This window comes from Wolbachia endosymbiont (group B) of Germaria angustata (assembly GCF_964026725.1).
Classification (GTDB): Bacteria; Pseudomonadota; Alphaproteobacteria; order Rickettsiales; family Anaplasmataceae; genus Wolbachia; species Wolbachia pipientis_C.
This window is the reverse complement of record NZ_OZ034691.1, coordinates 1225122-1237228: the sequence shown is the minus strand read 5'-3', so window position 1 is coordinate 1237228 and position 12107 is coordinate 1225122. Positions and strand designations below refer to the sequence as shown.

At 34.4% G+C, this 12107-nt stretch carries 14 protein-coding genes; 5 read left to right on the top strand and 9 right to left on the bottom strand.

All coding sequences use genetic code 11. The annotated features are described in order from the left end of the window. Nucleotides 1-62: 62 nt before the first annotated feature. Nucleotides 63-410 (top strand): hypothetical protein, encoded by a 348-nt coding sequence (locus AAGD63_RS06000; protein WP_341813356.1) that lies wholly within the window; start codon nucleotides 63-65, stop codon nucleotides 408-410. A 75-nt stretch (nucleotides 411-485) separates the two neighbouring features. On the opposite strand, the gene ccmE is transcribed toward AAGD63_RS06000, so the two are convergent. The 9 genes from ccmE to AAGD63_RS05955 are packed head-to-tail and all read right to left on the bottom strand — an operon-like array spanning nucleotide 486 to nucleotide 8505. After that, the gene (ccmE, locus tag AAGD63_RS05995; protein ID WP_012481969.1) at nucleotides 486-878 is read right to left on the bottom strand and encodes a cytochrome c maturation protein CcmE; all 393 of its coding nucleotides are present in this window, start codon (nucleotides 876-878) and stop codon (nucleotides 486-488) included. Continuing rightward, nucleotides 862-999 carry a hypothetical protein gene (locus tag AAGD63_RS05990; protein WP_214303159.1) on the bottom strand — a complete coding sequence of 46 codons (138 nt, stop codon included), beginning with the start codon at nucleotides 997-999 and terminating at the stop codon, nucleotides 862-864. The genes ccmE and AAGD63_RS05990 overlap by 17 nt, the downstream gene beginning before the upstream one ends. Next, nucleotides 996-1799, bottom strand: coding sequence for a biotin--[acetyl-CoA-carboxylase] ligase (locus AAGD63_RS05985; RefSeq protein WP_341813355.1), 804 nt, complete (start codon nucleotides 1797-1799; stop codon nucleotides 996-998). Before AAGD63_RS05985 ends, AAGD63_RS05990 begins: the two co-directional genes overlap by 4 nt. Before the next feature lie 26 nt (nucleotides 1800-1825). Next, nucleotides 1826-2887 (bottom strand): hypothetical protein, encoded by a 1062-nt coding sequence (locus AAGD63_RS05980; protein ID WP_341813354.1) that lies wholly within the window; start codon nucleotides 2885-2887, stop codon nucleotides 1826-1828. Between the two features lie 48 nt (nucleotides 2888-2935). Next, on the bottom strand, nucleotides 2936-4324 hold the full coding sequence (locus AAGD63_RS05975) for an NADH-quinone oxidoreductase subunit N (RefSeq protein ID WP_341813353.1): 1389 nt from the start codon (nucleotides 4322-4324) through the stop codon (nucleotides 2936-2938). Next, nucleotides 4321-5763 (bottom strand): NADH-quinone oxidoreductase subunit M, encoded by a 1443-nt coding sequence (locus AAGD63_RS05970; RefSeq protein WP_341813352.1) that lies wholly within the window; start codon nucleotides 5761-5763, stop codon nucleotides 4321-4323. The genes AAGD63_RS05975 and AAGD63_RS05970 overlap by 4 nt, the downstream gene beginning before the upstream one ends. 3 nt (nucleotides 5764-5766) lie before the next feature. After that, on the bottom strand, nucleotides 5767-7614 hold the full coding sequence (nuoL, locus tag AAGD63_RS05965) for an NADH-quinone oxidoreductase subunit L (protein ID WP_341813351.1): 1848 nt from the start codon (nucleotides 7612-7614) through the stop codon (nucleotides 5767-5769). Between the two features lie 4 nt (nucleotides 7615-7618). Next, nucleotides 7619-7927 (bottom strand): NADH-quinone oxidoreductase subunit NuoK, encoded by a 309-nt coding sequence (nuoK, locus tag AAGD63_RS05960; protein ID WP_019236815.1) that lies wholly within the window; start codon nucleotides 7925-7927, stop codon nucleotides 7619-7621. Further along, nucleotides 7918-8505 (bottom strand): NADH-quinone oxidoreductase subunit J, encoded by a 588-nt coding sequence (locus AAGD63_RS05955; RefSeq protein WP_341813350.1) that lies wholly within the window; start codon nucleotides 8503-8505, stop codon nucleotides 7918-7920. The genes nuoK and AAGD63_RS05955 overlap by 10 nt, the downstream gene beginning before the upstream one ends. A gap of 252 nt (nucleotides 8506-8757) precedes the next feature. Here AAGD63_RS05955 and AAGD63_RS05950 point away from each other — a divergent pair, with 252 nt between their 5' ends. The 4 genes from AAGD63_RS05950 (at nucleotide 8758) to AAGD63_RS05935 (ending at nucleotide 12070) form a co-directional block, all read left to right on the top strand. Beyond that, on the top strand, nucleotides 8758-9093 hold the full coding sequence (locus tag AAGD63_RS05950) for an IS630 transposase-related protein (RefSeq protein WP_341813349.1): 336 nt from the start codon (nucleotides 8758-8760) through the stop codon (nucleotides 9091-9093). A gap of 56 nt (nucleotides 9094-9149) precedes the next feature. Then, nucleotides 9150-9596 (top strand): IS630 family transposase, encoded by a 447-nt coding sequence (locus AAGD63_RS05945; protein ID WP_341813348.1) that lies wholly within the window; start codon nucleotides 9150-9152, stop codon nucleotides 9594-9596. A 28-nt stretch (nucleotides 9597-9624) separates the two neighbouring features. After that, nucleotides 9625-10035 carry a hypothetical protein gene (locus AAGD63_RS05940; protein ID WP_264330613.1) on the top strand — a complete coding sequence of 137 codons (411 nt, stop codon included), beginning with the start codon at nucleotides 9625-9627 and terminating at the stop codon, nucleotides 10033-10035. Between the two features lie 121 nt (nucleotides 10036-10156). Next, complete coding sequence (locus AAGD63_RS05935) at nucleotides 10157-12070, top strand: ATP-dependent helicase (RefSeq protein ID WP_341813347.1); 1914 nt, start codon at nucleotides 10157-10159, stop codon at nucleotides 12068-12070. Nucleotides 12071-12107: the final 37 nt, after the last annotated feature.

Below are 12107 nucleotides of genomic sequence, written 5' to 3'. Positions count from 1 at the left end.
ATCAGTCTGTACATACCATTTCAATATGGCTGAGTTAATTTTAAAATTTTACAGGAGTTAATATGAGTAATTACAGTGTAAAAGAAAGCGAAAGCAACTTTGAATTAATGAGCGAAATAGGCGGGGATAACCCTAGAGTAATAGACGACATAGAGGTCAAAATTAAGCCTAAATCTTTTGAGAGCAATAAAGGAAAGAATGCATCGGTCGATTACGTTCACACAATTCTAGATAAACTAATCGCAGATTTAAACGACACATTTATTTTTAAATTGAATGACGTGTTGAAAGGTCATCAAGATTATATGGATGAATTGTATGATAAAATTGACGAATTAAAAACAGGAACAATTGGTGGTGATAATATAGATGAATGGGAAGCACCAGCTCACTCTGAGATATTGTGGTAGTTAGGAAAGTAACAGCTTGCTAGCAGGCTGTTGCTTTCTTTCACATACCATTTCAATACAACTGAATTAGGAAATCTATTTTAGGACTTTCGGCTTATAGTTCTCATCATGTTTTGCAAACACCGTATCTGCAAGAAAGGTACCATTATCAAACATTTTACCTTGTACAACAACACCACTTTTTTCTGAAAACATTGGTGGAAGTATTCCCTGATATTTCACCATAACGCTCTTATTAAAATCTGTCATCTGAAAAATTACTTCGCTTTCGCTCCGTATCACGCTATTTTCAACAATCATTCCACCAACACGGATTGGCTTTTGATTATTTGGTAAAACTATTGCCTCACTTACTGTATAGAAAAATGAGATATTTTCTTTGAGCGTTGTTAAAATAAAAAAAACTGCACAACTTAAAAAGCAGAAAATTCCTGAAGTTATAAGTAATCGCTTATGTTTCTTCTTCATTGTTGCTTTTAAGACTTTCTAAGTTTTTTTTACTTTTTATATAGCAAGAAACGGTAAAAATCAAATTTCCACCAATCAGTATGAAACTAATAAGGTAAGCAAAAATTACATATATATTCATAATGCACTGCCAATAAATAACTCACCTGCATCAAAATAAATTAAGCTTCCATCCTTTTGCTGCAACACTAATTTACCACTTTTGTCTATATCAGCAAAAATTCCTTCATACAATTTGTCAACTAACTTTACACTGATTTGCTCATTCATTTTGAATGCTTTTTTTAACCACATTTCTCTTATAGCATGAAACCCATCAAATAGCCATTGCTTTCTTAGCTTATTAAAATTTATTATTAATTTTTTTAGTAGATCTATGTTAGACACAGATCCACCATAATTGCTAATGCACGTTGTTCCTGGAAGTGGTGCATGATTGACATTAATTCCAATTCCTATAATGAGCCAATTCGAATTGGATTTTTTTTCAAGCAATATTCCGCTTATTTTCTTGCCATCGATTAGAACATCATTTGGCCATTTATATTGAAGATTGAGATCGTTTATGAATGGATCTCTTGTCATCCCAGTGCGTGACACTGGGATGACACCGCAGTGGGTTTGATTATTCAAGAAATTTAACGATAATAAAGTATTTCCAACAGCAAGAGCAGTCACAAAAGTCAATTCTGTCAATTTGCTGACATCCGTTTCTTGGTTAATTATCAAACTCGCATAGAGATTACCCTCTGGAGAAATCCAGCTTTTTCCAGTGCGTCCCCTACCTTCTGTTTGTTTATCAGCAATAATGACAGTTTCATTTGATATCCCTTTCTCAATTAAACCCAATGCTTCTTTATTAGTACTTGGAACTTCTTTGTAATGATGAATATGAAAGCCCTCAAATGTTTCAGGGATCATTTTCTTAATTCTATCAAAAAACTCTCTTATCCAGAAAAACTGTTGCCACGGCTAGCAGAACTTGATAATACAGGTGATTGCATACTGCTATATGAAGCCCTATTTTCATTTACGTCATAGGACATTGCTTCAGGACCGCTTTCCACATCTTCAATTATTGAGGTTGATGATTCATCTTGGTAAGCTAGTGGTTGTGTAATTGAATAATCCCAATTAGTACCCCAAGAAATATAACTATCTGTCATACTAGCTTGTGTTTCTCTCCACTTCGATTTCACCTCACTTAAACTCATCGGTAATATCACATTCGGATTTGGAAGTGATTTGGATCTACGTAAATTATTCTGTCTTATTTTTTGAAATTCCTCAAATACAGCCTTAAATTTCAAGAGCGAATTCGAATCATCTAATATAGCTCTAAGCGCTAGGGAAAGTTGCTGTGAAGTCTGAGATTGTTGGGGCAAATATACTGGAAGTGACATATTTTCTTGATAATTTTTGATGGAATTACTACCATCTCCCAAATTGTTGTGTGCATCCACAACAATTGACGGCAATTCAGGAAACGATTTGAGTTGATCCATGCTATTTAGAGGCGAGGTGGGTTCTGGATATGGTGGCAACGATTCCTCTGTTTGGTTAGCTTGCTGATCAGCACCATTAACCATAACGTCAGGTTGCGGTGTTTCTGTTTCTTCCACTGGATCATCAACTGGTGGTTGTTGTGGAATAGGAATAACCGACTTTTCAGGCTCTTGCGAGAGCAACGGTGGCGTAGGAGTAGGTGCATCTTTTTCTTGTACTAGACTTTGTCCTTTTTCTTCATTTTTACTTCCTGGTTCGCTACTAACCTTATTAGATTTACCCTTACTGCGTATGGCGAAAATAGTAAATGCTGCTAATGTAATTACTGAAACTAATGCAGCAACTACAGAAATGGCAAAAATTGCCAGAGGAGCTATAGAAATTACAATACCAAATTTAATTGCTAAAGCAACATAAGTAAAATATAAAACAGCTACAGTGCTCGATCCTCCTAGCAAGAGAGCAGCAATTGAAAATTTCAAAACAGTTTTTCTTTTACTCATTTTTCACCACAAAATATTAATTAATCACTAATTATAAACACTAAATTGTTAATTTGTCAATGAATTAATCAATGAGTAAAGATCTTCTGCGTACAAGAAAAGAACGAGATTGATCAGTGAAGCCACTGAAGTGATAATGAATAGACTCTTAGAATAAGCAACCTTATTACCACTAGCTTTATCAAAATACATAACTTTCATGATATTTAAATAATAGTAGCATGATATCACACTCGCTATTACAAGAATCAAAGACAGGCTGATAAAGCCAGAATTTATTAAACTTTTGAATATAAAAAATTTAGCGATAAAACCTGCAAGTGGAGGTATTCCCGACATCGAGAGTAATAGTATAGAAAGATGGAATGCTAAAATTGGTTGCTTTTTTCCTATACCAGATAAATTTGCAATATCACAATCATCATCGTCAATTTCTACGAGATATGAGAATAGCCCTATGCTTGTGATGATATATATCACCAAATACATTAAGGCACTATCTGTTCCTGCTTGTGTAAAAATAGAAAGTGAAGCAAATATAAAACCAATGTGACCAATTGAACTGTAAGCAAACAGCCTTTTTAAGTTTTGCTGACGCAAGGCCCCAAAAGCTGAGATAAGCACAGACAATGCTGAAACGTATAAGAAAATAGGCTGAACATAACTTTTTACATTTACTAACTCTTCATTCATCAATCGAATTAAAAATGTTACAAGTGCAGCTTTTGGGGCCGTAGAAAAAAACGCAGTTACTATGGTAGGTGCACCTTGATAGACATCTGGAGCCCACATATGAAAAGGAGCAATAGCAAGCTTGAAACACAAACCAATAAGGATAAAAACTAACCCAAAAACTATTCCATAAGTTATCTGATGGTTTTGCAAGAATGAACCGAGCTCAGAGAAATTGACTTGTCCTGTATATCCATAAAGCAGCGACATTCCATACAGCATAATGCAGGAAGATAGTGCACTAAGTGTAAAATATTTCACTCCTGCTTCACATGAATAAGCTGAATCTTTATTAAAGCTCGCAAGAACATACAAAGATATACTCATCAACTCAAAAGCTAAATAAAAAGAAATCAGACTATTTGCTGAAACCAAAGTTATCATGCCAAATAGCGCAAAAAGAATCAGTATTGAAAATTCATATTTATAGTCATATTTTGATAAATTCAGCATCAAAAGTATTAAAATTCCTGTGCTGAGAATTAACCCTTGGGCTGACCTGATGTATAAATTGAGTTTTAACAACGAATTAAAGAGAAAAATTTCATTGTTTTCTGCTGAAATAATTAAAATAATCAAAGTTACCACTGTGCAGCCAAGTGCTAATAAGTTGATAGTTCGGCGGTTAAATATAATTCCAAGCAGTAGCAACACTAACGAGGAGATAATAGAGAACATTTCCGGCAATATCTGTATATAATTCATAGCGCATTATATTTGACTAACAAATTTGCCATACATGGCTTCAAATAATTCAGTGCAAGGGTTGGGTAAAATCCAAGCAAAATAACAAACACTGCAAGCAGAATTAAGACAGAAAATTCTATGCTATCCAAACGGTTATTTAATAATTTAGAATAGCTAACCCCCCATATTATTTGCTTACATAAATTCAGCATATAAACTGCGCTTAAAATAGTGCCAAGTGCGATAAATCCTGTAAAAAACCCTATGCTCTTAAACATCCCAACCATAGCCAAAAACTCACCTGCGAACCCAGATGTTCCAGGTAGCCCTATTGAAGCCATTGAAAATAAAATGAACATAAAACCAAATTTTGGCATTGTGTTTACTATGCCAAAATATTTTGCAATCTCCAAAGTCCCAGTTCGAGTATATAGCATTCCAACACATAAAAATAAAGCAGCAGAAATAAGGCCATGACTAATCATTTGAAATATACTACCCAGTACTCCTTCCTCACAAAATGAAAAGAGGCCAGCGGTAACGATCCCCATATGTGCTATTGAAGAATAAGCTATTAACTTCTTTATATCATCTTGAGCAAACGCAACTAGCGAAGCATATATCACCGCAATAATGCTCAGCACAACAACGAAATTTGAAAAATACAAACTTGCCTGAGGAAGCATTGGAATAGAAAATCTTAAAAATCCATATCCCCCCATTTTAATAAGCAAGCCAGCTAAAACCACAGATCCAGAAGTTGGTGATTGCACATGAGCATCAGGAAGCCAAGTGTGAAATGGAAACATTGGAACTTTTATTGCAAAGGAAATAAAAAATGCAATCCACAGCAATGACTGCACTTCAAGATCAAGGCTTGGCACTAATGTGGCTAATTTTTGTATATTAAACGTTCCAAAAATGCTATAGATGTACACTAATCCAAGTAGAAATAATAATGAGCCAGTTAATGTATAAAGAAATAACTTAAACGTCGCATATATCCTTTGCTTCCCTCCCCAAATGCCAATAATAAAGAACATTGGTATTAAGACAGCTTCAAAAAACACATAAAAGCTTATAGCATTCAGTGAAACGAAAAAACCGACTACAAAACTCTCAAGCAGTAGAAATAATGCCATATAGGCTTTTAGGGTCGTATAACTCATTTTGCAGTTATAGAGTATACAAATTACAAACAAGAAGGTCGTAAGTAGAAGGAAAAGTAACGATATTCCATCCACCCCTATTCCAATATCTCTTACTGGATAGCTGACAAACTGAAAGTCCGCATTGTTATAATCAAATTCTATACAAGTTACAATGCTAAGCAAAAATGGAAGTATAGTAAAAAATAGGGCAAGGAATCTTAGGTGTATAGATTGATGATTAATCCTGATCGAGGATAAAATCAACGCTCCTATCAGTGGAAGCAAGAATATACTAAGTAACAACACCTTCTATTTAATTCCAATAATATATAAAGCACCGATTATTAAAGCAACAAACATAATAAATACATAATCAAATATATAACCAGTTTGTAACTTTATAGAACTTTTTGAACATTCATTAACCAACCTTACAACACCATTTGGTCCAAATGAATCAATAGCCTTAACATCAAACTTCCATAGAAGCCTAGATATAAACCTTATCGGTGCAATTATAACAAACTCATACACCTCATCAAAGTACCATTTATTCTGCAAAAACTTAAGTAAAAATTTACTCTTAATTTGCCTAATTACTTGATATTGGTAAATTAGGTACGCAAGAGCTATTCCACTTAGGCTCGCTAAGGTTGGCAGCAGTTTTATAAAGAAATTATGAACTCCATGCTCATCAATCACCATTAAACTTGATTTCCAAAACGCATTACTAGTTATGTTCAAAATATTTGCTCCCCACACTCCAGAAAATACTGATCCAAAAGCAAGTATCAGTAATGGTATAAGCATAATCTTCGGTTCTTCATGTATATTAATTTTACTTTGTTTTTGGCTATGGAACACAAGAAGCAATAACCTCCAAGAGTAAAACGCTGTGAAGAATGCAACAACTAAGCTTATTACAAAAGCAAAGCTATCCGTGCTATAAGCATGTTCAATTATCAAATCCTTTGAGTAAAAACCTGCAAATGGAAATATTCCAGAAAGCGCAAGAGACCCAATCCACATGAGAGCGTAAGTGCAAGGGATTTTCTTCCAGCAATTTCCCATTTTCTGAATGTTTTGCTCATGATGCATTGCATGAATTACATTGCCAGCACCAAGAAATAGTAGAGCTTTAAAAAAAGCGTGTGTCATTAAGTGAAAAATAGCAACATTGTAAGCAGAAAGCCCACATGCCATGAACATATAACCAAGTTGACTGCAGGTTGAATAAGCAATTATTTTTTTTATATCATTCTGAGTAATCGCAACGGTGGCTGCAAAAAAAGCAGTAAGTGCACCAACGATAACTATTAATTCTCGTGCCACATTTGATAACTCAAACAATGGAGAACATTTTGCTACTAAAAATATACCTGCTGTTACCATCGTTGCTGCGTGAATGAGTGCAGAAACAGGGGTTGGCCCTTCCATTGCATCGGGCAACCAAACATGTAAACCAAGCTGTGCAGATTTACCCATACAGCCAATAAAAAGTAATATGCATATTATATGAATTATTTTAAATTCACAGCAGAATGCCCTAATGTTCTGCGTGCCAAGAAGATCAGTTGTGTCAAAAACTTCAGTAAAATTCAAAGAGTGAAATGTATAATAAATAAGAAAGATTCCAATCAATAGTGCAAAGTCTCCTACCCTATTCACAACAAATGCTTTAATTGCTGCATTATTTGCAGAATATTTTTGGAACCAAAATCCTATGAGTAAATAAGAACACAGGCCAACCCCTTCCCAGCCAAAAAAAAGCTGCACGAAATTATCGCTTACAACCAGCACAATCATGCAAAACGTAAATAGCGATAGGTAAGAAAAAAACCTCGACTTCCCTTTGTCATGCTCCATATAACCGATAGAATAGAGGTGGACTACTAGTGAAACGGTGGTAATAACAATAAGCATTAAGGATGAGAGAGCATCCACACTAATTGCCCAATTTACTTTTAATACACTTAATGAAAATAGAGGAAATAAACTCAAGTGATAATTTTCAGAGAAGGTGAGAAAAACATACCAAGATAAAACTGCAGATATTCCAATCCCCGCCGTTGTAACTAACTGACTTTTTCTAAAAAGTGCTGCAAATAGCGAACCAAAGAGTGGCAAAAATACTATTAATTTCAGTATATCCATCATACTTTCATTCTTTCATTAAGTTCGCTTGTTCAACATCTATATTGCCACGACTTCTATAATATACAACCAATATTGCAAGCCCAACTCCTGACTCTGCTGCCGCAACAGTCAACACAAACATCACAAAAATTTGCCCAACTATATCATTCATAAAGGCAGAAAAAGCAACTAAATTGATGTTAATCGCCAGCAATAATATTTCTATTGATAACAGTATATTGATTATGCTCTTACGGTTGATGAAAATACCACACACTCCAATAGTGAACAAAATAGCAGCAACTATCAAAAAATGATTTAATCCTATTTCCATTCTACTCCTTTTCCAAATTTAGCCTTAACCAATTTTACAGATGAAGATTGTGTCAATTGCTTTAATACATTCTGTTTTTTAACTCCTTTTTTCTTGTCCTGCAAAGTAAGAGCAATTGCACCAACAATTGCAACAAGCAGCAGAATACCAGAAAGATGAAAAGCGTACATGTAGTCAGTGTAGAGCAAATTACCGATAGCTTTCACGTTATTGGCATTATAGTTTATAACATTACTTATATTCAGCGTTGAGCTGCGGATTACAAAACTGATAATCAGAAAAAACACAACACATAATATAGCAGCAGGAGTGAAATGCTTCGCAAAACCCTGGCGCAACCTTATGTAGTCAATATCGAGCATCATAACTACAAAGAGGAACAACACTGCAACCGCACCGATGTATACTATCAGCACCATCATAGCGATGAATTCAGCTCCAAGGAGAATAAAAAGAACTGCAGAGTTAACGAAAGTGAAAATTAAAAATAACACTGCATGCACAGGATTCCTTACGCTAATTACACAAACAGCAGATAAGATGCTTAGAATTGCAAAAGAATAAAAGAAAAAAGGCATTGATACTTTAACTGCAACAATAGCTACTAACTTAAAGTAATTATTGCTGTAAAGTCAATATTATATTAAACGTTTGAAAACATTCTACTACAAGCTTCAGCTCCATTTTAAATAGAGCATTTTCTCAGTAATGCAATAAACACTCTTGACGGTTTTAATTTATTAACTTATAGTATATGTATATTAATATAGTATTTCCTAAAGTAAATGATAAAGGTATAATAAAGTATTTGAGTTATAATGGCATATAGTGTGGATTTAAGGGAAAAGGCAGTATTGATGATAGAAAAAGGTAAGACAAAGGTTGAGGTAGCAGAGCTTATGGAGATAGGAATAGCAACTCTGTACCGTTGGTTAAAAAAGAAAGCTGCTGGTGAAAGCCTCAAGCCATCTAAAAACGGTAGCTTTATTCGAAAAATAGACCCCAAAATACTCGAAGAATATGTTACAAAGAATCCAGATCATACTCTGGCAGAGATGAAACAAAATCTTGGATTTGGAATAAACTCAATTTGGTATAGACTAAAACAGCTAAAAATTACTTTAAAAAAAAGTCACACTATATCAAGAGCGCAATCAAGAAGATAGGGAGCAATTTATTGATAAAATCTCAAAAATAGACCATTCCAGCATCTTATATATAGATGAAGCAGGATAAGTTATACCGAGAATATGGACGTGCTCCAAGAGGAAAGAAAATTTATGCAGATATTCCAGGGAGAACTCGAGAGAGAATCAGTATAGTAGCCGGGTGGATTGGAAAGAGATTTATTGCACCAATGACTTTCAAAGGTGGGTGTGACAAAGAGGTATTCAATACATGGTTGGAGAAGATGTTATTACCTAAATTGCCACTTGGCACAACTATAGTTATGGATAATGCTACATTTCATAAGACCACTAAAACAAAATCATTAATAGAGTCTTTTGGCTGTCATTTGCTGTATCTTCCAACATATTCACCAGATTTGAATCCTATAGAATACTGTTGGCATACCATCAAAAGCCGCCTCAGACCTCTCATGTATAAATATACAGACTTACAGCTTTTGGTTGGTAATACCATAATGGAACTTTATCATCCATTTTAGAAAATACTATAGTTAGTGATGGCTCAAAATGTATAACATATTTGGTTACTTCAAAACTTGTGACAAGCAAAGTGAAAAATTAAATAGAGAGAGTTATCAATATACCACAAGAGATTATGTGACAATTTACTTCAATAATACACTAGCCAGTTTAGGCAGATCATGGAGAGAATTTAAAGAAAAAGCATATGGTTTTATATATGATATCGGAGCTTGGTTGAAAGAAATATATGAAAATTTCACTGAACGACCTGAAATGCATAACTTCTATATTCCAGAAAAACTTCCTATTAAAGCTGAGGAAATGATGAAGGAACTGAATCATAAGTCTAAGCCATTTCAAACTCCACCTATTCATCCAACAAGCAGAAGTTTTGATGCCAATATCTCAAATCAAGTTATTGTTACTCAGCATACACTAATTACTCAAATAAGATAGATACAAATCCCTACGCTTAAATATGTAGTACTTGAATGAGTTGACTGTTATGTTCAATAAGACCTTTACAATATTTCGATCATAGGTTTAACTTTACGAAGTTATAATCTATAGTGCTGCAATGAACGATTATCTCTCACTGTTAAATCCAGAGCAACAATTAGCTGTAACTAACTTAAATGGGCCAATTTTGATACTGGCAGGGGCGGGAACGGGAAAAACAAGAACGATTACTTCAAGAATAGCGCACATAATTAGAAACGGTCACGCTTATTCTGATGAAATATTAGCAGTTACATTCACGAACAAAGCAGCAAATGAAATGATATCAAGAGTGCTTGAACTCACGGGCACAAACATACCATGGCTTGGCACTTTCCATGCAATTGCAGCAAAAATTCTACGTCATCATGCTGAAGTCGTGGGGCTAAATTCCAATTTTACAATTATTGGTGTGGATGACCAATTACAGGTAATAAAAAACATCATGAATGAAATCAGCCCTGATTACCTATCAGAAAAATGTAAGACTATTATGAATATTATTCAGCAATGGAAAGAGAAGTGTTTACTGCCATTCGAAGTGGAAGACGTTCAATCATTTAGGCCAGTGTACGTAACTGCACTCAAAGTCTATCACCAGTATCAGGAAAGGTTAAAATTCCTTAACTCTGTCGATTTTGGTGACTTATTGCTATATAACATACAACTCTTTAATCAAAAGACCGAGGTTCTATCCTACTACCAAAACAAGTTTAAATATATCATGGTAGATGAATATCAAGATACAAATGCAATACAATATCTTTGGCTAAAATACCTTGCAAAAGAGCACTCAAATATTTGTTGTGTAGGAGATGACGATCAATCGATATACAGTTGGCGTGGTGCGGAAGTTGAAAATATTTTGAAATTTTCCGATGATTTTAAAAATGCAAAAACCGTTAAACTGGAGTGTAACTACAGGTCAACATCCCACATACTTGCAACTGCATCATATGTTATCAATCACAATAAGACTCGCTTAGAAAAAAAGTTGTGGACAACAAACATTGAAGGGGAAAAGGTAAATCTAATAAAATTATGGGACGGGAAAGCTGAAGCAAGGTTCATAAGCGAACAGATATTAAAGCTCAATAAATACAGATTTAGTGACATTGCAGTGCTCGTAAGAGCGACTTTTCAAACTAGAGTGCTCGAAGAGTATTTTATAAAATATTCAATTCCCTATAGGATTATAAGTGGCGTAAAATTCTACGAACGTCAAGAAATAAGGGATATAATTGCATATTTGAGGCTTGTTACAAATAATAATGATGATCTCGCTTTTGAAAGGATCATAAATCGTCCCAAAAGAAGCATAGGAGCTACAACTCTAAAGAAAATATACACGACTGCTCAGGATAACAAAATTTCTTTTTTTCAGGCAGCAAAAATATTGGTTAATAGTGATCAAGTAACCGAAAGAATTAAACTCTCACTAAATGATTTTTTAAATAAAATTAAAGCTTGGGAAGAAATAGTAAGCGTAAAACCACTGCATGAATTTGTTAAAATCGTAGCAAATCAATCAGGATATATAGAAATGCTTGAGAATGAAGGAGTGACGGGTTTAGCGCGAATAGAAAATGTTAAAGAGCTCATTTCATCTTTGAAGAATTTTGACAGCACTATAACCTTCTTGGAGCATATTAGTTTGGTGATGGAAGTGGATAATATGAATAGCGATGACACTGTATATGTTATGACTCTTCATGCGGCTAAAGGGCTTGAATTCCCGTGCGTGTTTTTACCTGGTTGGGAAGAAGGATTATTTCCTCATCAAAGATCTTTTGAAGATAAAAGTGGTAAAGCTTTGGAAGAAGAGAGAAGACTTGCATATGTTGGCATAACTAGAGCAAAAGAAAGGTTGATCATTTCATGTGCAGATGGGAGAGAAATTAATAATCAGTGGCAACCAATGCGCACTTCTCGATTTATTAAAGAATTGCCAAGAGAAAATGTTGAGGTGATCAAGAATAGTGCCTACTGTTGAAGCTATAACTGCAGTTCTTACGACAAACACATCTAAA

Bases quoted from the DNA above. Each gene is read 5' to 3' on its own strand.
- ccmE (WP_012481969.1), bottom strand. From the start codon at position 878: ATGAAGAAGAAACATAAGCGATTACTTATAACTTCAGGAATTTTCTGC.
- AAGD63_RS05935 (WP_341813347.1), top strand. From the start codon at position 10,157: ATGAACGATTATCTCTCACTGTTAAATCCAGAGCAACAATTAGCTGTA.
- AAGD63_RS05990 (WP_214303159.1), bottom strand. From the start codon at position 999: ATGAATATATATGTAATTTTTGCTTACCTTATTAGTTTCATACTGATT.
- AAGD63_RS05985 (WP_341813355.1), bottom strand. From the start codon at position 1,799: ATGATCCCTGAAACATTTGAGGGCTTTCATATTCATCATTACAAAGAA.
- AAGD63_RS05940 (WP_264330613.1), top strand. From the start codon at position 9,625: ATGTATAACATATTTGGTTACTTCAAAACTTGTGACAAGCAAAGTGAA.
- nuoL (WP_341813351.1), bottom strand. From the start codon at position 7,614: ATGATGGATATACTGAAATTAATAGTATTTTTGCCACTCTTTGGTTCG.
- AAGD63_RS05980 (WP_341813354.1), bottom strand. From the start codon at position 2,887: ATGAGTAAAAGAAAAACTGTTTTGAAATTTTCAATTGCTGCTCTCTTG.
- nuoK (WP_019236815.1), bottom strand. From the start codon at position 7,927: ATGGAAATAGGATTAAATCATTTTTTGATAGTTGCTGCTATTTTGTTC.
- AAGD63_RS05955 (WP_341813350.1), bottom strand. From the start codon at position 8,505: ATGCCTTTTTTCTTTTATTCTTTTGCAATTCTAAGCATCTTATCTGCT.
- AAGD63_RS06000 (WP_341813356.1), top strand. From the start codon at position 63: ATGAGTAATTACAGTGTAAAAGAAAGCGAAAGCAACTTTGAATTAATG.
- AAGD63_RS05945 (WP_341813348.1), top strand. From the start codon at position 9,150: ATGAAGCAGGATAAGTTATACCGAGAATATGGACGTGCTCCAAGAGGA.
- AAGD63_RS05975 (WP_341813353.1), bottom strand. From the start codon at position 4,324: ATGAATTATATACAGATATTGCCGGAAATGTTCTCTATTATCTCCTCG.